Annotated in this window: 35 protein-coding genes; 28 read left to right on the top strand and 7 right to left on the bottom strand. The window is 60.9% G+C overall.

Going from position 1 to position 25,609, the window contains the following annotated elements; genetic code table 11:
* Positions 1 to 94 precede the first annotated feature (94 nt).
* The gene (locus EAO78_RS15420) at positions 95 to 1,003 is read left to right on the top strand and encodes an HFX_2341 family transcriptional regulator domain-containing protein (RefSeq protein WP_122106723.1); all 909 of its coding nucleotides are present in this window, start codon (positions 95 to 97) and stop codon (positions 1,001 to 1,003) included.
* On the opposite strand, the gene EAO78_RS18800 is transcribed toward EAO78_RS15420, so the two are convergent.
* Complete coding sequence (locus tag EAO78_RS18800; RefSeq protein ID WP_363463562.1) at positions 991 to 1,140, bottom strand: DUF7837 family putative zinc-binding protein; 150 nt, start codon at positions 1,138 to 1,140, stop codon at positions 991 to 993. The genes EAO78_RS15420 and EAO78_RS18800 overlap by 13 nt on opposite strands.
* Before the next feature lie 143 nt (positions 1,141 to 1,283).
* Between EAO78_RS18800 and EAO78_RS15425 the strand changes: the two genes are divergently transcribed.
* The 21 genes from EAO78_RS15425 to EAO78_RS15520 all read left to right on the top strand — a co-directional run bounded on the left by EAO78_RS15425 (position 1,284) and on the right by EAO78_RS15520 (position 15,190).
* The gene (locus tag EAO78_RS15425; protein WP_122106724.1) at positions 1,284 to 1,688 is read left to right on the top strand and encodes a hypothetical protein; all 405 of its coding nucleotides are present in this window, start codon (positions 1,284 to 1,286) and stop codon (positions 1,686 to 1,688) included.
* A 234-nt stretch (positions 1,689 to 1,922) separates the two neighbouring features.
* Positions 1,923 to 2,849 (top strand): transcription initiation factor IIB, encoded by a 927-nt coding sequence (locus EAO78_RS15430; protein WP_122106738.1) that lies wholly within the window; start codon positions 1,923 to 1,925, stop codon positions 2,847 to 2,849.
* 100 nt (positions 2,850 to 2,949) lie between these two features.
* On the top strand, positions 2,950 to 3,837 hold the full coding sequence (locus EAO78_RS15435; RefSeq protein WP_122106739.1) for a biosurfactant protein 1: 888 nt from the start codon (positions 2,950 to 2,952) through the stop codon (positions 3,835 to 3,837).
* A 144-nt stretch (positions 3,838 to 3,981) separates the two neighbouring features.
* A complete protein-coding gene (locus EAO78_RS15440) occupies positions 3,982 to 4,170 on the top strand; it encodes a hypothetical protein (RefSeq protein WP_096396460.1) in 189 nt (62 codons plus the stop codon).
* 106 nt (positions 4,171 to 4,276) lie between these two features.
* Complete coding sequence (locus tag EAO78_RS15445) at positions 4,277 to 4,657, top strand: hypothetical protein (RefSeq protein WP_006183452.1); 381 nt, start codon at positions 4,277 to 4,279, stop codon at positions 4,655 to 4,657.
* A gap of 68 nt (positions 4,658 to 4,725) precedes the next feature.
* Positions 4,726 to 5,388 (top strand): DUF6735 family protein, encoded by a 663-nt coding sequence (locus EAO78_RS15450; RefSeq protein WP_006183451.1) that lies wholly within the window; start codon positions 4,726 to 4,728, stop codon positions 5,386 to 5,388.
* 37 nt (positions 5,389 to 5,425) lie between these two features.
* Entirely contained in the window at positions 5,426 to 5,710 is a 285-nt protein-coding gene (locus tag EAO78_RS15455) for a hypothetical protein (protein ID WP_006183450.1), read from the top strand.
* Between the two features lie 61 nt (positions 5,711 to 5,771).
* On the top strand, positions 5,772 to 6,521 hold the full coding sequence (locus EAO78_RS15460; protein WP_006183449.1) for a helix-turn-helix domain-containing protein: 750 nt from the start codon (positions 5,772 to 5,774) through the stop codon (positions 6,519 to 6,521).
* 60 nt (positions 6,522 to 6,581) lie between these two features.
* Entirely contained in the window at positions 6,582 to 8,954 is a 2,373-nt protein-coding gene (locus EAO78_RS15465; protein WP_015299293.1) for a heavy metal translocating P-type ATPase, read from the top strand.
* Between the two features lie 121 nt (positions 8,955 to 9,075).
* On the top strand, positions 9,076 to 9,498 hold the full coding sequence (locus EAO78_RS15470; RefSeq protein ID WP_006183447.1) for a hypothetical protein: 423 nt from the start codon (positions 9,076 to 9,078) through the stop codon (positions 9,496 to 9,498).
* A gap of 107 nt (positions 9,499 to 9,605) precedes the next feature.
* Positions 9,606 to 10,097, top strand: coding sequence for a hypothetical protein (locus EAO78_RS15475; protein WP_119712887.1), 492 nt, complete (start codon positions 9,606 to 9,608; stop codon positions 10,095 to 10,097).
* Between the two features lie 3 nt (positions 10,098 to 10,100).
* On the top strand, positions 10,101 to 10,466 hold the full coding sequence (locus EAO78_RS15480; RefSeq protein ID WP_094530896.1) for a DUF7568 family protein: 366 nt from the start codon (positions 10,101 to 10,103) through the stop codon (positions 10,464 to 10,466).
* A gap of 77 nt (positions 10,467 to 10,543) precedes the next feature.
* Complete coding sequence (locus EAO78_RS15485) at positions 10,544 to 10,939, top strand: DUF7567 family protein (protein ID WP_006183444.1); 396 nt, start codon at positions 10,544 to 10,546, stop codon at positions 10,937 to 10,939.
* 79 nt (positions 10,940 to 11,018) lie between these two features.
* The gene (locus tag EAO78_RS15490; RefSeq protein ID WP_122106725.1) at positions 11,019 to 11,420 is read left to right on the top strand and encodes a DUF6166 domain-containing protein; all 402 of its coding nucleotides are present in this window, start codon (positions 11,019 to 11,021) and stop codon (positions 11,418 to 11,420) included.
* Positions 11,421 to 11,443: 23 nt separating this feature from the next.
* The gene (locus EAO78_RS15495) at positions 11,444 to 11,722 is read left to right on the top strand and encodes a DUF7389 domain-containing protein (RefSeq protein ID WP_006183442.1); all 279 of its coding nucleotides are present in this window, start codon (positions 11,444 to 11,446) and stop codon (positions 11,720 to 11,722) included.
* A 49-nt stretch (positions 11,723 to 11,771) separates the two neighbouring features.
* Positions 11,772 to 11,993: a hypothetical protein gene (locus tag EAO78_RS15500; protein WP_006183441.1), complete on the top strand. Its 222-nt coding sequence runs from the start codon at positions 11,772 to 11,774 to the stop codon at positions 11,991 to 11,993.
* Between the two features lie 53 nt (positions 11,994 to 12,046).
* Entirely contained in the window at positions 12,047 to 12,346 is a 300-nt protein-coding gene (locus EAO78_RS15505; RefSeq protein WP_006183440.1) for a hypothetical protein, read from the top strand.
* 140 nt (positions 12,347 to 12,486) lie between these two features.
* Positions 12,487 to 13,173 carry a DUF6166 domain-containing protein gene (locus EAO78_RS15510; protein ID WP_006183439.1) on the top strand — a complete coding sequence of 229 codons (687 nt, stop codon included), beginning with the start codon at positions 12,487 to 12,489 and terminating at the stop codon, positions 13,171 to 13,173.
* Positions 13,173 to 13,328: a hypothetical protein gene (locus EAO78_RS18280; RefSeq protein ID WP_006183438.1), complete on the top strand. Its 156-nt coding sequence runs from the start codon at positions 13,173 to 13,175 to the stop codon at positions 13,326 to 13,328. The genes EAO78_RS15510 and EAO78_RS18280 overlap by 1 nt, the downstream gene beginning before the upstream one ends.
* Positions 13,325 to 13,861, top strand: coding sequence for a hypothetical protein (locus EAO78_RS18760; protein ID WP_006183437.1), 537 nt, complete (start codon positions 13,325 to 13,327; stop codon positions 13,859 to 13,861). Before EAO78_RS18280 ends, EAO78_RS18760 begins: the two co-directional genes overlap by 4 nt.
* A gap of 168 nt (positions 13,862 to 14,029) precedes the next feature.
* Positions 14,030 to 15,190, top strand: coding sequence for a hypothetical protein (locus EAO78_RS15520; protein ID WP_122106726.1), 1,161 nt, complete (start codon positions 14,030 to 14,032; stop codon positions 15,188 to 15,190).
* Between the two features lie 42 nt (positions 15,191 to 15,232).
* Here the strand turns inward: EAO78_RS15520 and EAO78_RS15525 are convergent, their stop codons facing one another.
* On the bottom strand, positions 15,233 to 15,787 hold the full coding sequence (locus EAO78_RS15525) for a peroxiredoxin (protein WP_092893833.1): 555 nt from the start codon (positions 15,785 to 15,787) through the stop codon (positions 15,233 to 15,235).
* A 101-nt stretch (positions 15,788 to 15,888) separates the two neighbouring features.
* Complete coding sequence (locus EAO78_RS15530; protein ID WP_092893834.1) at positions 15,889 to 16,233, bottom strand: winged helix-turn-helix transcriptional regulator; 345 nt, start codon at positions 16,231 to 16,233, stop codon at positions 15,889 to 15,891.
* Between the two features lie 78 nt (positions 16,234 to 16,311).
* On the opposite strand from EAO78_RS15530, the gene merA reads away from it, so the two are divergent.
* A complete protein-coding gene (gene merA / locus EAO78_RS15535) occupies positions 16,312 to 17,871 on the top strand; it encodes a mercury(II) reductase (protein ID WP_119712847.1) in 1,560 nt (519 codons plus the stop codon).
* Positions 17,872 to 17,874: 3 nt separating this feature from the next.
* Here the strand turns inward: merA and EAO78_RS15540 are convergent, their stop codons facing one another.
* Positions 17,875 to 18,429, bottom strand: a complete 555-nt coding sequence (locus EAO78_RS15540) for an ArsR/SmtB family transcription factor (RefSeq protein ID WP_092893836.1) — start codon at positions 18,427 to 18,429, stop codon at positions 17,875 to 17,877.
* Positions 18,430 to 18,560: 131 nt separating this feature from the next.
* Between EAO78_RS15540 and EAO78_RS15545 the strand changes: the two genes are divergently transcribed.
* A complete protein-coding gene (locus EAO78_RS15545) occupies positions 18,561 to 20,837 on the top strand; it encodes a heavy metal translocating P-type ATPase (RefSeq protein ID WP_092893837.1) in 2,277 nt (758 codons plus the stop codon).
* Here the strand turns inward: EAO78_RS15545 and EAO78_RS15550 are convergent.
* Complete coding sequence (locus tag EAO78_RS15550; RefSeq protein WP_092893838.1) at positions 20,834 to 21,040, bottom strand: heavy-metal-associated domain-containing protein; 207 nt, start codon at positions 21,038 to 21,040, stop codon at positions 20,834 to 20,836. The genes EAO78_RS15545 and EAO78_RS15550 overlap by 4 nt on opposite strands.
* A gap of 132 nt (positions 21,041 to 21,172) precedes the next feature.
* Here EAO78_RS15550 and EAO78_RS15555 point away from each other — a divergent pair, with 132 nt between their 5' ends.
* The 4 genes from EAO78_RS15555 (at position 21,173) to EAO78_RS15570 (ending at position 23,953) form a co-directional block, all read left to right on the top strand.
* The gene (locus EAO78_RS15555; RefSeq protein ID WP_119712890.1) at positions 21,173 to 21,388 is read left to right on the top strand and encodes a hypothetical protein; all 216 of its coding nucleotides are present in this window, start codon (positions 21,173 to 21,175) and stop codon (positions 21,386 to 21,388) included.
* A gap of 123 nt (positions 21,389 to 21,511) precedes the next feature.
* On the top strand, positions 21,512 to 22,513 hold the full coding sequence (locus tag EAO78_RS15560; protein ID WP_092893726.1) for a DUF6610 family protein: 1,002 nt from the start codon (positions 21,512 to 21,514) through the stop codon (positions 22,511 to 22,513).
* A 75-nt stretch (positions 22,514 to 22,588) separates the two neighbouring features.
* On the top strand, positions 22,589 to 22,936 hold the full coding sequence (locus EAO78_RS15565) for a hypothetical protein (RefSeq protein ID WP_119712848.1): 348 nt from the start codon (positions 22,589 to 22,591) through the stop codon (positions 22,934 to 22,936).
* Between the two features lie 87 nt (positions 22,937 to 23,023).
* Positions 23,024 to 23,953: an ArdC-like ssDNA-binding domain-containing protein gene (locus EAO78_RS15570; RefSeq protein WP_122106727.1), complete on the top strand. Its 930-nt coding sequence runs from the start codon at positions 23,024 to 23,026 to the stop codon at positions 23,951 to 23,953.
* A 125-nt stretch (positions 23,954 to 24,078) separates the two neighbouring features.
* On the opposite strand, the gene EAO78_RS15575 is transcribed toward EAO78_RS15570, so the two are convergent.
* Together EAO78_RS15575 and EAO78_RS15580 are read right to left on the bottom strand one after the other, a co-directional pair.
* The gene (locus EAO78_RS15575) at positions 24,079 to 24,774 is read right to left on the bottom strand and encodes a nucleotidyltransferase domain-containing protein (protein ID WP_122106728.1); all 696 of its coding nucleotides are present in this window, start codon (positions 24,772 to 24,774) and stop codon (positions 24,079 to 24,081) included.
* Positions 24,771 to 25,442, bottom strand: a complete 672-nt coding sequence (locus EAO78_RS15580; protein ID WP_122106729.1) for a helix-turn-helix domain-containing protein — start codon at positions 25,440 to 25,442, stop codon at positions 24,771 to 24,773. Before EAO78_RS15580 ends, EAO78_RS15575 begins: the two co-directional genes overlap by 4 nt.
* Positions 25,443 to 25,609 lie beyond the last annotated feature (167 nt).

Here is a 25,609-nt window from a genome sequence, read left to right on the forward strand (position 1 = left end):
GCCAAAACACAAACTGTCCGAAGAAGCCATAATTCGTCCCACATACGAAGCGTATAACGAAGGTCTTTAGCCTAAACCGCAGACAGAGGGAACTATGACCGAACGAGTCCATATTATCCCAGTTGGATTCGACTTCGAGCGTCTCATCTATCCAATTTCGCAGGGACAGATGGAGGCCGACCGAGTCGTGCTCATCACGCACGAAGGCGATCCAGACGATGAGGCAACGAGTAAGGCCGCGCAACTCGCATCGAATATGACTCGCCGATTGGAAGATTCGTTCAAACTGATTGACGTCGAGGTCCAGCTCGAATCCATCGAAATCGAGGGCATGTTCGACTATGAGACCCTCTATCCGATGGCGTACGACTACATCCTCGACGAACTGAAGGCTGATAACGAGGTTTTCGTCAACATCTCTTCGATGCCTCGCACGGTCGCCTTCGCCTTCGCTACTGCGGCCGACTCGATAATCGCCGAGTTCCAGGAGGATATGGATGAGATTCGAGACCGGCTCCACACCTACTACGTCTCGCCGGAGGAATATCTCGTGCACCGGATGATGGAGGTTCTGGAGAACGCCGCGGACACGCTCGATGATCTGAAGCAGTACGAGGATCTGACCGTGCACAGCCAGTACGAGGAGATCGTGCAGCTGCTCGACCGAATCAACGAAAGCGGTGTGACGGAGGGTGCCCGAGACCTCGACGGGCAGATGTACGTCGAGTTCCCGTCGTCGCCTGGCAGTGACGTTGAGGATTTCGAGAAGACCATTCTGAACTTCCTCTTTGGGAAGGATCCGATTGCGTCGACGTCGGCGCTCGCCGAACAGCTGGCTGAAGAAGAGGGTGAGGAGTACGACGAGTCGTTCCGCAGCCGCGTCCAGTACAACGTCTCGAAACTCGACGAAAAGGGGTATGTGGACCGCGAGAAGGTCGGAAATAGTCTCGAAACGCAGCTCTCGACGATGGGGCGGATGTGGGTAGAAACTCACCGGGGATGAACAGGATCCTCGCATAATGGACACTCCGCGTAGACCGCTCGGTGGTCGTCCTTCTCGTACTCGATGAGGAGCATACCTGCGGGTATCTCGGTGTCGCAAGCCGGACAGGTTCCGAGGATCGATTGTTCCGACGACATGGGGGATGAAGCGCTGGAGCGTGTGACACTGTATTCCAGGCTCCAAGTGTAATAACGGAGTATACGTTCAAAAGTTCGATCCAAGCGAAGTGAAAGTGGAACCCGGAACAAGACCTATGCTGGAACAGTCTGATTATCCGACAGTGTTCGACGACCTCCATCAGACCATCAACAAGATCCGAGGTGACTTCTCCGGTAACAAGGACACCTCTATCGCTGTGGGTCGGGAGGCCGTTCTAGAGAACCTCGAATGGATCTACAGTGGCGTGTGCCTGCTACTCCTCTTTGGCGTGCTGAAGTTCAAGGACGCCGTCCTGCTCGCCGTCTACGGTGGTACACCATTCGTTCTCGACTCAGGCCTCTTCCTGCAATCCGTCCCGTTGCTCAGTCGTGTGCTGCCGCGTGTGACGATGTTGATGGAGCTCGGGATGGAGTTCGGGGCTGTAACCGTCGGTATCTCCCTTGGCGCCGTCTACGGCATCTACAGACTCATTGGCGCGGTGAGGATGGGCGTGCCGTACTACGCAGCACTGAAGCGGGACGATTAGTCCTGCCCCATCATATCCTATGAGAAAGGACTCGATCTGGAGTACAGGAGGTCTAGTGACATTTCGTCGTAGCCCCAGTCGCGGACCTTGTTCCACTTCTTGCCGTTCTTACGGCAGGCATCGAAGTTCCCCCGACTCCCTGTGTAGGCACTTCAGTCCAGCATAGAGTCTATTGTCCCCTCAATGGGTGAGGGGCTCGCCGTACTGGCGAGTTCCCTGAACACGGTGAGAACCATGGCAATCAGAGACATCTACGAAACTGACTTCGACGAGGACGTCCAGACGGAGTCGAGCGCTAATCTGTGTCCCGAGTGCGACGGGCGGGTCACTACCAACGCAGTCGAAACCGTCTGCGAGGACTGCGGCCTCGTCATCGACGAGCAACGGATCGACCACGGGCCAGAGTGGCGAGGGTTCGACGAAGACGAACGGGAGCGCACGGGCGCTCCGTTGACGGCGGCGCGGCACGATCGAGGGTTGTCGACGGAGATCGGCCGCGGGACCGATGCGAACGGGAACGAACTCTCAGGACAGAAGCGACGGCGGCTCGCTCGGATGCGGCGTGAACAGACCCGTGGGCGGTTTCAGTCGAAAGCTGAACGCAACCTCGCACACGGGCTTAGTGAAGTCCGCCGGATCAGTAGTGCGCTCGAACTGTCCGAGACGCTTCGTGACCAGGCCTGCCAGCTCTTCCGGAGTGCCCAGAACGAGGACCTCCTGCAGGGCCGGTCGATCGAGGCGATGGCCGCCGCGAGCGTCTACGGCGCGTGTCGGTGTAACGGACGACCACGAACGCTCGACGACATCACCGAGTCGGCGCGCGTCGAGCAATCGCGGGTGACGAACGCATACACGACGCTGAATACGGAACTTGGCCTGCCGGCCCAGCCGGTGACGCCCAGTGCGTTCGTTCCGCAGTTGGCGTCTGAGCTCGACGTCTCCGATCAAATCCGGCAGCGGGCTCGGCAGCTGGCAGAAGCATCCGAATCGACCGGAGCAACCACGGGGGTTCGACCATCCGGGTTCGCCGCAGCCTGTCTGTACAAGGCCGGACGCGAAGACGGGCGGTGGCTCACCCAGTCGGACATCGCTGAAGTAGCGAACGTCTCAGTGGTCACCGTGCGGACCCACCGTGACACACTGGACGAACTGGCTGTCTAACGCCCACACTGCTGATTTTCGGTTGTATGTCTGTAGGCTGATTGATGTGAGAGCCATTATTTAAACCCGAAGACGAAGCATGATACGGCCAGCTCACTCTATGACCGACCAGTACGCCGACTACGAAGCCCTCCGACCGCTCGGCGAAGCGACCCACGTTCCCGACGACCAACTCGCCAGTAGTAGTGGCGAGCCCCGGCGGCAACGCTCTGGTGGCGTCGACACGGACTATCCAGACGACCCGACAGCAGATGCGACCGAGTGCGCTTCCTGTGGAGCGTCAATCCCCGCTGGCCAGTCGAAGTGCCGGTTCTGTCTCACGAACCATCTCGAAGGAGCCGACGACCAGGACACATCGAATGTCGAACGGACTCTCCTCCACGTCATCCAGCTGCTCGTAGAGGCGTCGACGTTCTACGGCGCCGTCGCGAAGGGATCTGCTGCGGCCACCCTCCTCGCGAAGGGAGATGATGACCCAGTAGTCGATGACTGCAAGCTAATCTATGATCTCGACGAGGAACCGGCCCCACGGCTTGTCGATCAGTGGCCCTCGCTCCCCTCGGCGACACGGGTCACGTCTGAATGTGGTAATCAGCTGCTCGCGGCTGCTCGTGAGCGGACGGCGTGGACAGAGACGACGCAGTCCTGTCACGACGGCGAGCACACGACGTTCCTCTACGAGGAAACCGGGAGTGGGGTTCACTCCGAAGATCGTCTTGCAAGCCTACGTGAGGACGCAGACGGCGACCTCTGGCTGGTGCCAGCGATTGCGGTCCAGGAATCCGTTGACAAGACCGATACCGAACAGCCACGACGCGAGCGCCCGAAGAGAACTCACCTCGAGTGTCGGGAGTGTGATCGGAAGACTAAGCATCGATTCCGCGAGTTCGAGGCTGTCCCCGATGACGAGTGGACCGGGCAGCCAATGTGGGGCTGTCAGCGGTGCGGCACGCCACGCTACGGGCCCGAACCCGAAGCCGATCAGTAAAGACGACGTCAAATTAACCAACAATTCTGGTGTCGGCTCGGAGTTGTTGGTTAACAGAAGCCAGCTCGCGACCACCCGACGATACCACACCTGCTGACTGCCCGCCGGTGTTTTTCGGCGCCGAGAATTGGCGGAGGCGCACACATGGATCCACGAGACACCCCCGGCTATCGACTCCACCGCGCGCTCAGTAGCCTCACCAGTATCGACAGCGACCAATTGGAGCCCGCTGATCGAGAGCGAATTAGCACCGCGACGACGCTCCTCGAGCAGGTAGATTTTCTCACCCAACCGAATACGACGAGGGACGGTGACATCAACAGAGAATCCTGACAGCTCGACGCATCGGCAGCGCAACGTCATGTGGCCGTCACAGCGTGAGCAGTTGCTCGCCCCCTGAAAGGGTGCGGGGGCGCGAGACCGCTCCCGAGAACAATCCATGGCAACATTGCAAGCCGCAACGACATCGACCGGCGCGCTCGTATCGGATCCACAGGCAGTCCGCGAGCTCTGTGAGAACCACTGCTTCGGGACGCTCAACTGGGAAGTGGACGACGACGGCGAACTCGTTATCTGGGGCTACGACAGCTTCGAAGTGTACGAGGCCCGTGAGAACGGTCTTCCTGACTACGACGGTGGCATCGTCACTCACGAGTTCCTCCGGTCGCTCGCGGAGTATCTCGAACCGAACGAAGAATTCGACATCCAGACAGCCGGATTTACCAAGTGCCGGTTTCCCGTGCTGGCGAAACGGTACGTCGTTCGCGACGGCGAAGTCCTCCACGCGGACCTCAGTTCCCCCGACCCGATCGACGAGTAGCGTTGTTCGTCCCCCGGGAGGGGTGCGGGGCGATCCAGTCGTGGGTCGTCCTGCAAGGAGATTGTTCAATGGGCCACCGCGCACTCGTTGCGTACGAACGCACAGACGGACAGTACACGCTCCACTACTCTCATTGGGGTGCAGCGAATCTCAAGCTCAAGCACCGAATCTCGGCCGAAACACCGTTCGGTGGCGACGACACCGACTCGAAGTGGGCGAAACAGCTGCTGGCGGAACTGGCCGATGGCCTCGAAGCAGATGGCGTCGACGGCTACCTCGCCGGCGAGGATCGTCCGTCGTCGGTCGTCAAGCCGAAGCCCCGTGCCACCGGGCTCACCCTCGACGAGATCGTCGCGGACCACCTCGACTATCTCCACCACGAGGCGATCTTCGTGGTGTCACCCACCTTCGAGGTGACCGCCTATCGGACGCTGTGGTTCGGGCTGCAGTACGACTCGGAGACGGTCGAACAGGGAGAGACCGTCGGGAACGGCGCGCTCGCGACGGTGCGCTGGTACGACGGCAAGCCGGTCGGCGACGGCCACCTACAGGGACAGTTCGCGGCCCTCAAAGACGTCGTCGGCGACATGCTCGATAAGGGCGTCTTCACGCCGTCAACGGCGATACAGTATCTGAAACGGAAGCTCGCTGAGCGGGTCGGAGACCGACAGGAGCTGCTCATTCCGACCGGAGAATCACCCTTCGAGACAGCGAGTCTCGGCAAGCCGTAACACCAATCCCTTAGTGGATATCGGGGGACGTCTAAGTATGTCAAATCAGTCTGAAGATGACGTTCGTGTTTGGCTTGTCGAACGGACGTACTCCGATGACGAGCAGAACCTGATCATCCTCACCTACGCAACACCCGATGGAGAACAGTACTATCGGAAGGAACGCGCACTCACGTCCTTCACCGACGTCCGAGATACGACAGCAGCAGTCGATGCTGAACCCGGCAATCTTGGCATGGTCGATGACCCCGACCTCCAGGAGCAATACGCGGCCGAAGCACAGCGAATGCAGGAGGTTCACGACCCGGACGACGTGATCTGATACCCGCCAGTAGACATCGCCCCAAGCCATGGGTTATGTCGTGGCAGGCCTTAGTCGGGGTATGCGCGAACTCGTCTTCGCTCTCGAATACGAGCCCGGCTGCAACAGGGTGGCGGACGCCCTCGCAGACCACCCCGACGCTCGCGTTCGTTCACTCTCGCTGCACGCCACTGCCGACCAGCTCTGGCGAGTCGACCATGCCACCGGCACTCCGGACGCACTCGACGCCATCGAGGACGCGTTTCGCAACAGCGACTACTACGCCGACTGTCTCGCCACCGAGGACTGCGGCGCAACCCAGACCACCCGTGTCCTCGACCGCACGGACGACACGCTCATCCTCTACTCCGACTGGGAGCGGACCCCTGCCTGTGCCTCAGTCCCCCACATCGCCCGCGACCACCTCGGCGACGGTGTGCTGTTCGAGACCCGTCACGAGGGCCGCCACTACACGTGGCGGCTCATTCACTCCGACGAGGGCGATGTGGCGGCGTTCTTCGATTCCCTCGGGGTTGCCGTCGGGGAATGCGCCCAGATGGAGATGCTCCGCACCGCGGATACGACGACATCAGCTGGGGGAGGCGACGGGACACCGAGCGGCCTGCCGCCAGCACAGGAGGCCGCACTCCAGGCCGCTGTCGAACACGGCTACTACGAGTCACCCCGCGAGGTCGACGTCGGCGAACTCGCCGAGCATCTCGACGTGCCACGGTCAACACTCACCTACCGACTCCGTCGGGCGGAAGAACATTTGGCGAAGCAACATGTCGCCGGCGAGCGGGTAGCGGAAGAACGGCTGGCATCGCACTGAGGGCCGCAGTTGGAATATTCCAACAAAGACATATGGAACTCCCACTCCTACCGTGAGGTAATGACAGAGAATCCGGACGCAGCAGGAGAAACGAGCGGCGGCGGACAGCGACGTGAGCTGACCGCCCGCCTCGCCGTTCCCGAGATGGACTGTCCCTCTTGCGCCCAAAAGGTGGACAAGAGCCTCCAGCGTGTCGACGGCATTACTGACGCCACGCTCCAGCCGACCACCGGCACGGCCAACGTCACGTACGACCCTGATCGGACTAGCGAAGCCGACGTAATCAAGGCGATTGAAGGCGCCGGCTACGAGGTCGTCGGGGGCTCGGACGCTGAGGGCGATGATGAGGACAACCAGGCGACCGACGGCGTCGACATCGCGCCACCATCGGAGGTCTGGACGAGTCCTCGCGCGAAGAAGACGTGGCTCGGCGCGGCGTTCGTCACGCTCGGCCTCCTCTTCGAATTCCTCCTCACCGGACAGAACGTCACGGTGGCGAGCGTCCTCGAGTACCCGCTCCACATCGCAGATGTCCTGTTCCTCGGCGCCGTCGCCGCCAGCGGCATCCCCGTCGTCCGTAGCGGGTACTACTCCGCGAAGAACCGAAGCCTCGACATCGACCTGCTGATGGGGACGGCGATCATCGCGGCGACCGGTATCGGCTACTTCGTCGAGGCCGCCACGCTGGCCGTCCTATTCAGCATCGCCGAGCTGCTCGAGGACTACGCGATGGACAGGGCACGGGACTCCCTGCGCGAGCTGATGGAACTCTCGCCCGACGAGGCGACCGTCCTTCGCGATGGTGAGGAAGTGACCGTTCCCGCCGAGGAGGTCGACGTTGGCGAGACCGTCGTCGTCCGCCCCGGCGACAAGATTCCGCTCGACGGAACGGTCATCGACGGCGAGAGTGCAGTCGACCAGTCGCCGATCACGGGCGAGAGCGTCCCCGTCGACAAGACTGCCGGCGACGAGGTCTACGCCGGCGCGATCAACGAAGAGGGGTACCTCGAGGTAGAGGTCACCTCGACCGCTGGCGATTCGACGCTCTCGCGCATCATCGAGATGGTACAGGGCGCACAGGCGAAGAAGACCGAGTCTGAGCAGTTCGTCGACCGCTTCTCCGGCTACTACACACCCCTCGTCGTTGTGCTGGCAATCCTGACCGCCGCTATCCCGCCGCTGGTTATCGCCGACCCCATCTCGGTGGACGTGGCCGGGTACGGGTTCACTTTCGCCGGCGACTGGCAGACCTGGTTCATCCGCGGGCTCACCCTGCTGGTAATCGCCTGCCCCTGTGCGTTCGTCATCTCCACACCCGTCTCGGTGGTGTCGGGCATCACCAGCGCCGCGAAGAACGGCGTCCTGATCAAGGGCGGCAACTACCTCGAAGCGATGGGCGAAGTCGATGCCGTCGCGCTCGACAAGACGGGGACGCTCACGAAGGGCGAACTCGCCGTCACCGATGTCGTCCCGGTCGGCGACACCACTGAGGATGATCTGCTCCGTCGCGCCGCCGGGCTGGAGCGGCGCAGTGAGCACCCCATCGCTGCGGCGATTCTCGCCCGTGCTGAGGAGGCGGGCGTGGGCGACCTGCCCGACCCGAGTGGCTTCGAGAGCCTCACGGGGAAGGGCATCCGGGGCGAGATCGACGGCGAGACGTACTATGCGGGCAAGCCCGCGCTCTTCGAGGAGCTGGGCTTCGACCTCGCTCGAGCACGCCGCGAGACAGACGGCGGCGTCGTGGCGGAAGAGGCGACCGAGGCCGACGACGGGGCGTTCGCCGAGGACGCGCTCACCTCACTGGAGCGGGAGGGCAAGACGGTCGTTATCGTCGGGACGGAGTCGGAACTGCTGGGTGCAATCGCCATCGCCGACGAGGTGCGCCCGGCCTCGAAGCGGGCTGTCGAACGCCTGCACGAGCTGGGCGTCGAGCGCGTGGTGATGCTGACCGGGGACAACGAGGGCACCGCCCGCGCCATCGCCGAGCAGGTCGGTGTCGATGAATATCGCGCCGAACTCCTACCCGACGAGAAGGTCGACGCAGTCGAGGAGTTACAGGCGGAGTACGGGGAGGTCGCGATGGTCGGCGACGGCATCAATGACGCCCCCGCGCTGGCCACTGCGGAGGTCGGCATCGCGATGGGCGCGGCGGGCACCGACACCGCCCTCGAAACGGCTGATATTGCGTTGATGGGCGACGACATCGGGAAACTCCCGTACCTGTACGACCTGTCGCATACGGCCAACGGCGTGATCCGGCAGAACATCTGGGCGAGCCTCGGCGTGAAGCTTCTGCTCGCGTTAGGCGTGCCGCTGGGCCTGGTCAGCGTTGCGCTGGCAGTCGTTGTCGGAGATATGGGGATGAGCCTCGGCGTCACCGGGAACGCGATGCGGTTGTCACGAATCGAGCCCGATCGAATCATCGACGCCTGATTCTGCGGCGGGAAGTGCGGGCAGGACGCTCTTCTTTCGGGACTTACCTCCGCTACATCGAGACTAGTTGTGGTTTGTCTGGGGCAGAAAGGACTGAGCCCCACCGTTGGCTCGTGATTTGATGCCCGAGAATTCAGACGACGATCCATTCCACGATTGCGAGTTAGATCCCGACGCAGTCCTCGGGACGCGCACCTTCCACGATGTCCTGTTCACCGATGAGACGGAGACACCGGTGAACGTGCTCACTGGCGAGACGCCCGCACATTCACAGGCGACCGTCGAGGAAGCGAAGGAGTTCGCTGCGAGTATTGACACCGACACGCCACAGATTGCACTTCCGGCGTCAGTTGAGACGCAAATCGAGACGCAGAGTAAGCCCTACACGTCGGCTGCGTTCTTCCACTTCAAGGCGACGGGCTCGCTAAGGCGTCACCGCGCCTACCACGCCGCATATGACTCGGATGCGTTCACCGTCGACTTCGAAGCTGACTACGAGTCCGGAAACCTGACCATCACAGTCGATCGAACGAACGAGTCCTAAGAATCGACCGCTAGATCAGGGTTTTTCGAGCGCCGGCGATGGGTGCCGGCGCAGCAGGAGCGAACGATCAACCACTCCCGGTGCGTCGGCGTTTCGAGGTGTTCGAGATGCACATGGTAATTTACGCTCTGGTAGAAGAATCGACCCACGACGACGCACTGGCCAGCGGAAAGTCGGTGTTCGACCGCCTGGTCGGCGCGGACCCACACGCCGGCGCTGTCTTCGACTACCACGTGACGTTCGATGAGGAGGACACGTCCGTTGCGGGGAAGGCGCGATGGGGTGAGTTACCGACTGCAGCCCCCGTCGACTCCGATGACGGCCAAGACCTGCTTGAGCGTGGCTGGGAGGCGACGAAAGAGGAGTTCGAGCGCAATCTCGAACGGGTGAGGGAGGCACTTGACGAACTTTCCGATGAGGAGATCATGCGCGACGAAGATCTCGCTCGGCACGCCTTCCACCAGGTCGGCGCCTACGACGGGCCAACGATCTTCCTGTACAACGAATATGCGAACGGGATCCGTCACCGTGAGCAGCTGGATCGAGTGCTGGAGGAGAGCGAGGAACTCTGGATCGTGCCCGCCGACGTCCACTTCTAACAGATGTCCCGGATCACAAATTGGAAGCGCGAGAGTCGGTCGCCCACACTCGCATACCGGAACACCGAGACCGGAGCTCGGGCAGTCTTACACCGAGCACCGGACTCGTACCGCTACAAGTGGCGTGGCGTAATCCTCGTCGACGGCTACCCAGTGTGGTCGCGGGGGTACGAGACGAAAGACGCGAAATCGTTCCGTAACGAGCTCCGGGAACGGCCAGCGCCCGAACTGAGTTGTCCCGAGTGTCCGAACAGCGATGTGGCAATCGGCGGAAAAACGGCTGACGGCGCGAAGGTTCAGCGCTGGGTCGAGTGTCGGAACTGTGGGTACGAAACATCCTCGCGAATCGTGTACGGCGCCGAGCGCTGATTGATAGGAGCGTATCTGCGGTGACGTTTATTTTGGGCCGGAATGGGTGGCCCGTCTCAATCGGGCCAGATTCACAGATGAGTCTGGAAGTCATCGACCGCCACAGCGAAGCACTGTTCGAGTTCCTCTGGTGTCCCGTCTGCGGGCACGAGATATTCAGTCACATTCCGTTCGAAGGTGTGTTCTGCAAGAACTGCAACACACAGGTCGAACTCCAAGAATCCCGAGAGACACGCGGCTACGAGGAGGCCGTGCTCGCCTGCTTCGACACCCACTCAACGTGGAACCTCCACGTCGACGAAAAGCTCCGTCGCGATCTACCCGATGGGTCGGCACGGGTGAAGATCCTCGGCGCACCGGGTGCCTACGAGGTCGACTGGTGGAGTCCAGCACCCGGCGATGACTGGCAGCCGGTCGAGCGTGGTGAATTCGATGAGGTCGACGAACCAGCCGATATCTCCCATCTCGCGTAGGGGCAAGCAGTCCCTGTGACTGTTTTTCACCCCCTGAGGGGTGCGGGGGTGCTCGAACGAGTAGCTCCCGAACAGACCAATGAGTAGACCTAGCGACACACACTCGATTGAACAGACACACCCAGCGAGCGACTGCGACATCGCCTACGTCGGGTATCGGCAGAGCGGGCAGGCTATCGTTGAGAAACGTCCCGGCCAAGAACGGCTCACACCAGAGCGGAGTCTCGCGCTGGTGAATCACAGTCCCTCGGGATTCGAATGGGGATATGGTGGTAGTGGTCCGGCACAACTCGCGCTCGCACTCCTCCTCGACTACACAGGTGACGAAGCGTTCGCCCTCGACCACTACCAGGCATTCAAAACCGAGGTCGTGAGCCAACTGGACTGTGCTGGGTCTGCTGGACGCTGGCGACTCACCGGGGCCGAGATCGACGCAATCCTTCACGAAACACCCGGCGAGCCGGCCGCACCGTCCATCTGAATATCAATCACCGAAGGTAACCCATGTCAGAACATACCCAACCATCTCGTGCGGATGACGAATCGACCGCAGCCAGTGAACAGACGACACGAACGGAGTACGTCGAACGCAGTGACGTCGGCGTCTCCCTCACCGTGAAGCTTACTCGCGGGACGGGCACCCGCGATCAGGACAAAATCGTGGCCAAAGCGAAAGGCAAGACTCTCGAAGACGCTCGCGAGGACATGGAGATTCTTCGGGAGTACATCCACGATCTCGCTGAGGACGCCCGCCAGATCCAACCCGAGGAAGAAGACGAGTAACGGCGGGGGCTGTTTTTTGTCGCCTCAGCAGTGACGGAGGCGATCATCAGTGAGCAATCCAGACGGTCAAACAACAGACGCAAGCGATCTTTCGCCAGAACAACGGCTCGAGCCATCGAATACGCGACTCATCAACGCTGGTATCGTGACGATCAACAATATGGAGACGCTGCGAGCCTGCGTCGCCTACGAGAACGCGAATCAGCAACGGGTCCAGATCCTCCGCCAGCTTGAACAGCGGGCCAGCGAACTCCGCGCACAAGACGATTGACCCAACGCCCGGAGGTGTCTGTCGGAGCCTCGGTGGGTGGAGGCTCAATCCAGATGAGCGATCGACCAGAGATCGAGATTCAACGACAGACCGCATTCGGTGACGATGGCCAACTCGAAGTAACCGAAACAAGCGTCGAGACCTCGCTTGAGGACTTCGGCGCTGACGTGGATCATCGTGACCGGGATTCACGTCTTGATCAGCCCGAGGCGTGTGAGTTCGGCGTCGACGATCGACCCGAAGTTGAGCAAACATCCGAGGGAGATCAGTCAACACTCTTCGCTGATACGGACGAGGATCAGCAGACCCTCGCTGGCGACGATGCAGCCGCTCGCTGTCTCTTCGAAGAATAGGCTTGCCTCTATCAGTTGGTTGTCTGATGAATTGTTATACTGAATTCTAACTTTGAAGCGACGTTGAGGGTCTAATAGCCGGTGGTGGTTTTTCGACCCCCAGCAGGGGTGCGGGGAATCCGAACGCCCGCATTCAACCGATGGAGACGAATTCGACTACCGACCCACGAGCAGTCGTACAGGATACGGATGAGCGATGTCAGGCGAGTACAGACCGCGTCGAGTACGTCGGGATGCGTGTCGACGGAACGCCAGTTGTCCTGAACCTCACCGCACACGAACGCCTCTCCCCCCATCAAAGTCTCGGTCTCGTGCGGCATAGCCCGGCGGGATTCGACTGGGGCTACGTCGGGAGCGGACCGGCACAGCTCGCCTGTGCGCTCCTCCTCGATTATACCGACGACGAAACTGTCGCCCAGCATCACTACATCCAGTTCCGCAACGACGTGGTCAGTCAGCTGGTGTGTGATGGCCCGGCCGACTGCTGGCACCTCACCGGGGAGGATATCGAGGCGGCACTCGCTGAATTCGAAGAGTACCGAGCACTCACGCCAGATGGTGGGACGCCGTCATCGTCACTACCGGCGAACTGGAGTGCGGTGAGCCGGACAGATCGGACAGTCTTCCAACGTCGGGATATCGACCACTACGTCGTCCTCGCCGAAGGGAGCGAGGAGTGGTTGATCATACTTTGTGCGCAGGGGGACCGGGCGTATCCCGCCCCACTCGACCATCGAACACTTCCGGTCGAGAACAATCCTGCTTCAACCGTGCAGGCACTCGTCGCTGAGAGTAACGATCTCGTCGAGCCAGAGGAGGACATCTGATGGAGAACATCCGACTCTCGCGGGCCACGTACCAACTCATCGAACGCGCCGTCACGGCGCTGGAGTGCATCGGCCGAGAACTCGAGCGATACAACGACCGGCATGAGCGAACAGCTGGGAAAGACACAGATGAGACGAATCCCAGCGAATCATGACTGACGAAGCGACGCTTGACTACTTCGAGGGCGAGAATTCAGCCGGTGAGTCTCGCTCGCTCACGCTGGAAGAGCGACTCCTCGCCCCGATATCCCCGTCCATCGGTCTGCGGGTGATTCCCGGTCGCGAGGATCCGCTCTATCTCCAAAATCGGGGAACAGAACGGTATCTTTTCCGCGACGATCACGACCGGTGGTTCATCCTTCAACCCTCGGCGAAGGACTCAGAAGAGGCGTTCGTCCGCTGGGTGTATCTCCCAGCAGACCGGCCCGAACGGCTGGCACAGTCAGCGCTTCGTCGACGGACAGTGACCGGCTATGATTATGTTCAGCGGTCGGCCGCACCAGATCCAGTCAGGTCGACGGTGACGGCGATGTTCGTCACGGAACGCTGGCCTGAGACCGCCTACGAGTGTGGGTCGTGTGAGACGCTGTTCGACACGTCACGAGAGCACGCCCTCCACTGCTGGGACGACCATCCGTGGGTGCCAAATCCTGAACAGGTGCGCCGTCGACGCGAAGCCGACGAGTGAATTGAAGAGCCGAAGCCAGGTGTCGGGACCGTCCAGATGATTAACCAACAGTACTGGATTTTTGGGTAGAATGTTGGTTAAGAGGTTGTTTTTGCGCCCGTGAGAGGGGCGCAGGGCGCGTGATGAGAGCGCTGTCGCGGGTGACGAATTCAATTTCGAGGAGACAAGATGAAAGACCCAGAATCCAGAACCGTGTTCGCCGGCGTCGACGGACGAACCGATACAGAACTACCCGACTGGTACCGCCGGAAGAAAACGGTCGACGAACCGAAGTCCTTCGCCGAGACGATTCGTGACCTCCCCCAGGCCGTCGAGACGACAGTCGCATACCGGAATCCCTACTCCGACGAGTGGGTCGAAACGGATCGCTTCAACGCCTTAGTCGAGCCGACGAGAGCGCGCGACCACGCGACAGACGATGAGCCCGGCGCAGACCCATTATTTCACGTCCCCACGGACAGTTACGCGATCATCAACCCGGTGGACGTGTACAGGCCCTTGGAAGAGGTCCTTCGCGAGGAGACCATCGACGGGACGCCGCTGGATGACGTGATGTTCGGCGAAATCCGGCGCTACCGGGGCGGTGGCGAGGTCCATATGGACGTGATGTTCGACGGCCTCGAAGTCCGGCTTCCCGGCCGGGCGGACCCGATCACGATGGGCGTGACCTCCGGCTACGACTTCTTCGGTGAGCACGCAGTCTACGTAGAGGGATTCGCTCAGGACGGGTACTGCTCGAATTCGATGCGCTCGCTCACCGATAAGGAGGTCATCAAGCACGTCGGGGACGTTCGGGACTTCCGGACCTGGTGGGAAGAGATTCTCGCACAGGTCGAGCTCGTCGCCGACGACCTCTTCGAATTCATCCGTGACGCCCAGGACATCGACCTCGACTTCTCCGAGCTCCCGTTCACCGTCACCGAGTTTTACAGCCTGCTAGGATTCCCGGACTATCTCGCAGAGCGTGCTGCCGAAGATGCCGAGGCGAACGCAGCGTCGCCGTTCGAGATCGATATGTGGACACTGCACTCCGGCGCGACATACGCGCTCACCCACTTCTTCCAAGGCAAGGAGGGTGCGTCGCTGGACGGCTACGTTCGCACGGCCAACGACATCCTGTTCAACCCGGAGGGCACCATCGAGCGCGTCGAGCGAGCCTACGAGGAGCAGCTGGAAGCAGACGGAGACGACGGGTCCCAGGCGTCGCTCGCCGGCGAGCGGGCACTCGCGAGCATCGAGCGCGTCAACGATGATCTGCAGGAGAAGGTCGACCAGTTCGAGGAACGTGAGGACGCGCTCCGTGAGAGATTCCAGGATGCGATGGGTTGATTGTCGGAGCGGCGTTCACTGAAACGATCCTCAAATAGTAGTTTACGTGAGCTGTTCCGGTTCCTCGTTATATTCGACTACTAATTCGACATCCTCAGGACCGAGTTCATCGCGTTCCGCTTCCAGCGTCTCAAGAGCGTCTTTGACAGGGAAGAAATCCGGCTTCTCGAGTGCATCTTCTGTCGCCCAGGCGTATCGAATCGTTCGCTCGGAATCGATAAGGAACACGGCACGCTGCGGGACGCGCTCGTGGTTCTCCCATTCGTCATAACAGACATCATACAACTCGGCAACCCGCCCGGAGCTATCACTAAGTAACGGGAAATTGAGGCCGTATTCCTCGGCGAATGCTCGGTGGGCGTAGACGCTGTCACCAGAAATTGCCCAGACATCGAGCGCCGGCGTCAACTGAAACCACTCTGCATCGCGAATCGCACACAGTTCGTTTGTACAAACAGGACTGAAATCAAACGGGTAAAAAACTAGCAACGCAGCCCGATTATTGGCAGTTGTCTCATCCAAGCTGTACTCGGTTTGTTCTCCGTCACGGAGACCTGGAAGAGTAAATGACGGTGCAGACGCTCCCTCGTTTATCATGCGCCACAGTAGCACACGAAGAAAGGATAGTCTTGGGGTTAACACCCCCACCTGAATGGAGGAGCTTCAGATGTGGGATGTAATTCACTGGAGTCCGTACGTCAGGAGTTCGCCGTCGCCCACTCAAGAAGCGGTTCTAATCTCGAACGAATCTCATCCCCCTCGTCAGTTAGCGCGTATTCGACGCGTGGCGGAATTTCGTTGTACTGCGTCCGTGAAACGAGGCCCGCCTCCTCAAATTCGTCGAGGCGTTTCGAGATCGTGGACGTACTCGCAGTCGGGAGGTGCTCCTCGATCTCCGCGAACCGCAGTGCATCGTGTGCGCCGATGATGCTGACGAGTTGCATCGCGTATTTCCGGCTCAACGTGTTGATCACTCCTGTGAGCGGGCAGTAGCACGTCCCGTCGACCTCGCACGCGGGCGCCGATGAAGTAGTATCTGCCATAGCTTCGTGGCCTCCAACCTACTCTATAGCTTTGGACTCTGGAGTATAATAACTTTCCGTCGTAAAGTATAGACACAAATGACCCACACGTCCGACTATGATCTCGTGATCCTCGGCGGCGGAGCCGCTGCCTTCGCCGCCATCACCGAAGCGAGCCGGAGAGATCTCTCGACGGCGATAGTGAACGCGGGACTACCAATCGGCGGGACCTGCGTGAACGTCGGCTGTGTCCCGAGCAAGCATCTGCTCGCCGTCGCCGAGAGCGGCGCTGCAGCGTCGGAGAATCCTTTCGATGCCGTCACATATCCCGAGGCACCGACCATCGACTGGGCCGATGCACTCGATGGGACCGACGAACTCGTCGAGCGGTTCCGGCAGCAGAACTACGTCGACGTCGCCGAGCACTTCGAGACCGACATCTACGAGGGCTACGGCCAGCTGGTCGACAGCGAGGGACGCAGTCCCTCGGGCAACCGGAACGCGACGCGTTCCGGTGACGACACGACCATCGAGGTCGTCGACGGTCCCGACAAAGGGACCCGAACCACCGGCGAGAAGGCTCTCGTCGCGACGGGGAGTTCGCCCTGGGCACCGCCCATCGACGGCCTCGACGACGTCGACTACTACACCAGTGAGACGATCCTCGAAGAACGCGACCTTCCCGAGAGTATCGTGATGCTCGGCGGTGGGTACATTGCCCTCGAATGGGGTCAGATTCTTCACCGCGTCGGCGTCGACGTGACGATCCTCCAGCGCTCCGAGCGCGTCCTCTCGGATATGGAAGGCCAACTCGCTCAGGAGCTCCAGCGGGCCCTCCACGAGGAGGGTATCGACATCGTGACCGGCAACGACTTCAAACGAGTTCGGACCGCAGCGACCGACGGCAGCTCCCAGCCGAGCCAGCAGGACGTCACGGTGGAGACCGTCGTCGATGGCGAGGAGCGAGCGGTCACCGCCGAGGCGCTGTTCGTCGCAACTGGAGTCCAGCCCAATAGCGAAAATATCGGTCTAGAGAGGGTGGGCGTCGAGACGGAGCCTGACGGGGCGATCCGCGTCGACGAGTACTTCCAGACCACAAATCCCGACATCTACGCGGCGGGCGACGTAATCGGCGAGCCCGAACTGGAGACGGTCGCCGCCAAGGAGGGCAACCACGCCGTCAAGAACGCCTTCGGCAGCGCGGAGCTACGCTCCGTGGGCCGTTCGAGCGGGCAGAGCCCGCGAGAAGACTACGAAGGTGTCACCATCGACTACGACACCGTCCCGGCGGTCGTCTTCACCAGCCCCGAGGTCGCAGCCGTCGGGACGACAGAGCGCGAGTATATGAACAAACACGGCATCTGTTCCTGCCGGACAGTTCAGATGGAGGACGTACCGCGGGCGAAAGCCGTCAGCAACACGGATGGGCTCGTCCAGGTCGTCAAACACCACGAGACCGACGAGATCGTCGGCGTCCACATAGTCGGGCCTCGTGCCGCAGACATGATCATGGAAGCGACGTTGGCGGTGAAGTTCGGCCTGACCGTCGACGACATCATCGATACGGTTCACCCCTTCCCGACGTTCTCCGAGGCGTTCAAACAAGCCTGTCAGGCCTTCCGCCGGGATACGTCCAAGATGAGCTGCTGTATCGAGTGAGCCTTAGTCGTCGGTCGAGAATACGTCGTCAAGTGTGCCGCTCTCGCCCAACTCAATGAGGGCACGGTTCAGGAGTTCGCGAACGATGAACTCCTCGTAGTGCTGGGTGTCGCAGTACTCACAGGGCTTCATTTCGCGGGCGACCGCCTCGATCTCAGTACCGTGTTTCGTATACAGCGTCTCAATGAGGGATGCCAACTCCTCGGACGTGGTGGACTGCGCCCCCGCAAGGGTTTCGTCTGCTTCTTCCGGGAGCTCATAGGAGAAGACCCGCGTGTTCGACTTGTAGAACTTCCGCGTTCCGCCGCCAGCTTCCTCGAGCCGGGCGATCTCGACCATTCCCGCATCCTTCAGGACGTTCACGTGGTGGCGCACCGTCGTCTCGGCCTTCTCCTCACCGCGACGATGCAGTTCGTCGTGAATCTCTTCGATCGTCATTTCTTCGGCAGCGAGCATATCGAGGATCTTCGCCCGGACGTCGTTCTCCAACGCTTTCGCTTTCTCCGGGTCTGTCGTCACGACTTCGCGGATCGGCACGTCGGATTCGAGGAGCGCCATTCTTGTGAGGACATAGGGGAACGACGATAGTAAGAGTAACGCCACACACTCGACAGCAGTCTTAGTTATTCGATACCGCTATAATCATAGTCGTAATGGTTATCCACTTCGCTGGGTAACTAGCGACCACGATGGGAACGACACAGGAACAATTCAACGTCGGGGGGATGTCCTGCTCGTTCTGTGCCGAGAGCATCAAGAAGGCCTACAGCCGGACCGACGGCGTCGAGGACGTCGACGTGAGTCTCGCCCACGAGGAGGTCCTCGTTCAGTACGACGACAACATCCTGAGTGAAGTCGAAGTGAAGGACACGCTCCGGGATCTCGGTTATACCATCCGCGACCCGGACAAAGCGAAGCGATACGAGCAACAGCAGGCCGAACTCGCCGACGGCAAGCACCGTCTCCTGCTCGCCGGCGGCGCATCCATCGTCGTTGCCGCGCTGATGGGCTGGATGATCGTCGTGATGGGACGCTTCGAGTCGGCATCTCTCGTAATGGATCTGGTGACGCTGGGGCTGGCGCTCGGGACGATGTTCGGGCCTGGCCGCTACATCAAAAAGAAAGCCTTCCAGAGCCTCCGCCGGGGGATCTTCAACCAGCACGTCCTCCTGGAGGCAGGCGCGTTCGCAGGGTTACTTGGTGGGTTGCTCGGTCTGTTCGTCTTCCCGAGCTTCCCGACCGTCCACTTCTTCGCCGTCTCCGTGTTCATCACCACCTACCACATTCTCTCGGAGTACACCAGCCTCATCGTCCGTACACGGGCTTCCCAAGCCGTCCAAGGCCTTCTCGACCTCCAGCCCGACACGGCACGCCGAGTCACCGACGACGGTGATGTCGAGGAAGTCCCAGTCGACGACCTCGACGTTGGCCATCGCGTCCGCGTCAAGCCCGGCGAGAACATCCCCGTCGACGGCACCGTCGCCGAGGGTGAATCGACAGTCGACGAGTCGGTCGCTACCGGCGAGTCCATCCCCGAGGAGAAGTCCGAAGGCGACGCGGTGATCGGCGGCAGCGTCAACGAGACCGGGACGCTGCTCATCGAGGTAACTGCAACTGGCGAGGACGCGTTCCTGAACCAGGTGGCACGCGAGATTGAGGAGGCGCGGGCGATGAAACCCGGCATCATTCAGCTCGCCGACCGCGTCCTCAAGTACTTCGTCCCAGGCGTCTTGACGATTGCTACGCTCTCGTTCCTCTTCTGGGTGGTCGCACCGCTCGCGTGGGGGGCAGCCCCCAACGTCCAGCACGGGGCGTTCGCAGCGCTGGCGGTCCTCGTTCTCGGCTATCCGTGTGCGCTCGGGATGGCGACACCGCTCGCCCTCATCCGGGGCGGCGGAAAGGCCGCCGACCGTGGCATCCTGATGCGGTCGGGCGACGCCTTCCAGATCTTCCCCGACGTCGACCACATCGTGTTGGACAAGACTGGCACGATCACCGTCGGCGAACCCGCCGTCAGCGAGGTCGTCGGGTTCGGTGCCGACGAGGTGGATGTACTCACGACTGCGGCCAGTGCAGAGGCCTTCTCCGAGCATCCTCTCGCTGATGCGATCCTCGAGTTCGCTGACGAGCAAGATGTCGAGTACGCTGACCCCGATGATTTCGACTCTGTGACCGGCAAGGGCGTCCGGGCAACCGTGGCCAGCGACGACGTGCTGGTCGGGAAACCGGGATGGCTTAGCGGCGAGGGAATCGACCTGTCGAAGGGGAGCCACGACATTGAGCGACTCCAGGGCCGCGGGCTCACCGTCTCTGGGGTCGTCCGTGGTGGTGACCTAGTCGGCCTGATCGGCATCGGCGACGAAATCAAAGCCGACGCCGCCGAGACCATCCGGCGGATGCGCGACGCCGGCATCACGCCCGTGATGATCACTGGAGACAACGAGCGCACCGCAAACGCGGTTGCCGACGAGGTCGGCATCGACCGCGTCATGGCCGACGTGTTGCCCGACGAGAAACGCGAGGAGATCGGTCGCCTGCAGGAAGCCGGCCACCGCGTTGCGATGGTCGGCGACGGCATCAACGACGCCCCCGCACTCACGCAGGCCGATATCGGGATCGCCATCGGCGCCGGGACCGACATCGCCATCGAGTCAGCGGATATCGTCCTGATGGGCGAACGGCTCGGTGGCGTGATGGACGCCTACGAAATCGGCACGGAGAGCTACCGGAAGACTCGCCAGAATCTCGTGACGGCCTTCGCGTTCAACGGCGTCGGCGTCGCCGCCGCGACCACGGGACTTGTTCACCCGGTGTTCGCGATGCTTGCGATGGTGTTGTCCGTCTCGGCCGTTCTCGCCAACAGCTTCGCTGGCCAGCTCCTCTCCGGTGAGGGTGTCAACACCGAATTCGCTCTAAAAGAACGCACCGACGGCGAGCGGGAAGACGGTCGAGTGACGGCCGATTAAGCCTTTACGTCGTAGCCAGCCTGTTCGATTGCCGCGTTCACGTCGCCGTCTGCGACTCCATCCTCGAGAACCACGTCGACCGTGTCAGCTTCGTGGTCGGCCTCGACTCGACTCACACCGTCGAGGTTTCGCAGGGCGGTCTCCACGTTCTGTTCGCACCCGTTGCACGACATCCCGGTGACGGAGATCGTCTTTCGCTCCATACGGGCCTGTAAACACTCGCGGGGGATGACCATTACGGTAGCTGTTATACCGGTATTATCTCTATTAGAGATGGGGCGTCATCGTCCGGAGAGTTGTTTGTGTCGGCCCCAAAGGGGTGGAGGCTCTTCGAGATGGGGACCACTGACGACAAAGAGAGCGACGAATTCCCTCCAGAGAAGCGTCTGGAAGCACCGAACACGAGCCTAATCAAGGCCGGGATCAAGACGATTCCGGATATGGAGACACTCCGTGAGTGTGTTGCCTACGAGAACGCGCACCAGAATCGGACGCAGATTCTGCGCCGGCTCAAGTGGAAAGCTGAAGAGTTACGTGAGGACGAAGGGTAAGCGCTGTTCTTAACCAACACACTCTGCGTGAGTTCCCCTATTGTTGGTTAATCCGCTGTACTTCGGTTTTTCGGGCCCCTGAAAGGGTGCGGGGCAGCCAGCAGCGGCCTCGCGAGCCTAATCATGTCCCTCAAGCTGAGCTCCAGCGCCAGCACCGCCCGCGAAATCGCCGCCGCCAGACAAACAGAGTTCGTGGCGTTCCTCCACCGAGCTCCCTTTGCCGGCGATGCTCTCGCCCTCGGGTTTCTCCCCGGGTTTCGGGAAGACTGTGGGTATCAGACGGATCAGTACCTGAACCTCGAGATTCCCGTTGGGATGCTCGACAACGATTTCCGGAATCCCGATCTGGAGCGGTTCGTCGACCGCTTTTTCGAGTACAAACCAGAGGTCGGGGTCATCGGGGACGTCGACGATATCGACGACGTCGACGCCCACGTCGCTGCTGCTCGTGAGATCCAAGCGAGCTATCCTGAGGCCGAGCTCATCGTCGTTCCAAAGTCACGGGCGGTGATCGACGCGATACCCGAGACCCTCGTCCTCGGGTATTCACACGGGTACGCCGACCGTCTAGCCCAAGAGTTCTCCGATCCGGCTGATTGGAGAGGACGGCGCGTCCACATCCTCGGCGGGAGTCCGCCCAAGCAGCTCCACGCCATTCGACAGCTGACCAGGCCGACACTCACCGACGAGCCACCAGCCGACATCGTCGGCGTTGACTGGAACGGACTCCATCGTGGCGCACAGTTCGGTGAGTTCTGGACGGCTGACGGCTGGGACGACAGCGGTCGCAACGCCGACCACGTCACCGTGCGAAAGACGGTGCGCCATAGTCTCGCTCGCATCCGCGAGTTCTGGCAGTCACATGGGATCTGGCCCGAGACGACACCAGAGGACGCTGGGTTACACTTCGAGTACGAGGGACCGAGTCCTGCCGATCTCGAAAAGGGAGCTTGCACCGAATGCGGAGCGAACGTCTGGCGAACACGTCGCGGCCCCTTCGTCGCTGAATACGATACCGGTGCAGTCTGTGGGTACTGCAGTTACGAGTGCTACTTCACCCATCGCCATCGGAAGGACCTCGAGGAGATCGCTGGCGAACAGAGTGTCTACATCCCCCCAGCGTGACGCAGCGTGCTGTTTTTCGAGCCCGGGGAGGGGGCGGAGGCTCGGTCGTGAGCCTTCGTCCAGAGGTGACTTTCCGTGAGCCAGCAACAAACTGTAGACGACGTTTCAGTCGATGAGATCCCGATCGATATCTCGAACACCCAGTCCGGAGAGATAGAACCAGCCGACGTGCCCGGAGAAATCGAGTCGATAACCCGTGGTTTAGCAAGCGAACAGCCCCCGACGAACCCACTGGTCGTCCTCAAGGCGGGTCGCTGGTGGTACATTCACGGCAAGGGCGGAACAGATCCTGCCTTCCGGTGGGCTATCGAGTGGGCACGTCATCTGGCGACCGACACGCCTAGCGACGTCGAGCGGTTCGACGAATTCCTCAAGTACCTCGTCACGGTCGGCTTCGCTGACGAGACCCACGAACTCCGATAACCGAGAGGGTGGTTTTTGTTCGCCCCCGAAGGGGTGCGGCGCGTTCTGAACTGATGCAGTCCCGGTAAACTCGATTCGGTGAACACAATGGCTACGACCAGTAATTCGTCGGTTTCCTTCGAGGAGACCGACACGCGAGATGACGAGATGAACAGCACCATCGAACAGTGGATCGACGACCTCGTCGCCGGCGTCGTCGACGCGCAGGCCAGCGAAGAGTTCCAAGAGTGGCTCGATGTCCAGAGTCGATTCCACGACTACTCGTATCGGAACACGCTCCTCATCAAGCGCCAGTGTCCCGAGGCAACCCGCGTGGCGGGCTACAATACGTGGAGATCGGAGTTCGACCGGCACGTCCAAGAGGGCGAACAGGCGATCTGGATCTGGGCACCGATCATCACCAAGCAATGTCCGGAGTGCGAGAATTCGCCGAGTTACCACGAGCAAAGCGACTGTGACTATGACGAGACGCCACCCGAGGAGTGGTCCAAAGGACTGGTTGGATTCAAACCAACAGCAGTCTTCGATGTGTCTCAAACCGAGGGCGAACCGCTCCCCGAGTTGGAAACCGAGGCCACTGGTAACGCCGACGACCTGGTGCCAGCGCTCCTTGATGCGGCAGCTACGCTCGATGTCGACGTCCGCGTCGTCGACGCTGCTGAGTGGGAGCATGGCGACGCGAAAGGCGTCTGCAAACACCGGACTCTCCACGAGGGCCAGCCCGTCGTCGAAGCGAAAGCCCGCTCAAATCAGGCCGATCTCGCGGTGACATTGGTTCACGAGTACGCCCACGCACTGCTCCATTTCGATGTCGACGACGAACCCGAGCGTGCAAAACGCGAGATCGAAGCCGAAGCTGTTGCGTACATCGTCGGGCGGTATTTCGACCTGGATACGAGCGGTTCAGCGTTCTATCTTGCCGCGTGGCAGGACGACGATGCGGAGAGCATTCAGGAGCGTCTCGGCCGGATCAGTTCGACCGCTCAGGAGATCATCGACACAGTTGTAGAGGGCTGAACACCCCCTTCCCGGCTGTTAACCAACGCTGGAGGGTACTCTGTCGACATTGTTGGTTAATTCGTTCCGCGTCCCGATCCCGTGTGTTTCGATCGGTCCCGAGACATACCCATCGACAGTCGATGTTATCGTTCAGAATCGATTCGGCGCTGCTGGTCACGAAGGAACTCAACGACGGCATCGATATCCTGTTCGGGAACCGTTTGCTGTTCGAAGACTCCTTTGAATGCATCTGCGAAATCCTCCGACGTGAGGCGGTTGAGGACAGTCTCGATGCGACCAGCGAGCTTCTCGGACTCTCCGCGATGCAGATGAGTCGCGATCCGGTCGAAATCTGCGCCAGCAGCCAGCACCACCAGATCCCGAGAGTCTGCCTTGCGGCCACTGTGGAGTTTCACCGCGAACAGCAACTCCCGTTCCGGAATCCTGGCTGTTACCGGGCGTCCGGTTCGCAGTTCCTCGGTGACAGAGTGCTGGGCCAGATAGCGATACGACCATTCAGCTTCCGTCTGGCGACAGCCCAGCGCGTCCACCATCGCGTCGAACTGAACCGGATTCCCGATATCTTTCGTAAACCGGATAGTCCGGCCCTCGTAGAGTTCGTTTCGCTCGACATCGGCCGTTTTCTCGTAGCCGCGGTGGGTGAGAAGGTCCGTGTAGTCGTCGACCGCTTGGGCCGGAATGACGACGTCGACGTCCGTGGTAAAGCGTTGATTGAACGCCGCGATCGCCCACCCACCGACGAGCACGTACGGCAGGTCAGCGTCGATGACTGCCTCCAGCGTATCCAGTAGTTCGTCTTCGCGTTCACCGAGGCTCATGCATTGAGACGCGGATCCTCGTGGGACGCGTCGATATCGCGGTCGTACTCGTCGGCGATCATCTCCAACGCCGGCTCGTAGTTCACCCGGTACTCCAACATGTGCTCGATTGCCTCATCTAACGGAATGACCGGATTGCCGTCGACCCACTCGCGAGTGATCTCCCCACTCGTCGGGAACAACACGTACGAGACGGTGGCGTCGTAGTCGGTCGCGTCCGGCCGCTCTTCGATCCGGCTCGGAATCCCGAACTCATCAAAGAACGCCGTCCACCGTCCGATATCCCGGTCGGCGACCTGGATGAAGATCGGATAATCGTCGTGGCCCCGGGCGATCTGATAGCCGCCGTGGGTCCAGACGTAGACGCCGTCGATTTTCGTGTACGCAAAGGGCATCCCGGCGAAGTGCGGAATGACGTAGCCGTCGTCGATCGAGGGGGGAACAGCGCGAGAGATGGCCGCGACGAGATCGTAGTAGCGATCCCTGACAGCGTAATTCTCGATGTAGACGCCGTCCTCACGTCGGATGAAGCCTGCGTCCTCCAACCGCTCGATCCAGTCGTAGACCCACGAGTAGGAGCCGTCGATCTTCTGGGCGATTCGCCGGATCGAGTCGCCCGGCCGGGCCGCGACCATGATCTTCGCCGCGGTCTCGTCGACGTACTCCATCATCGCTAGTTATCGGTATCGCATCTAACTGTATTAGTCTTGTCCCCCGTATTCCCGATAGAGTTATCTCTATACAGATATACTATTCTTGGTTCCGGTAGTCCGATCCGGCGCAGCATTCGAGCAGAGAGGGGTTAACCAACAGAGGATACGATTGATCGGTATTT

The sequence above is a fragment of the Halobellus captivus genome (assembly GCF_003697845.1).
GTDB classification, from domain to species: Archaea; Halobacteriota; Halobacteria; order Halobacteriales; family Haloferacaceae; genus Halorubrum; species Halorubrum glutamatedens.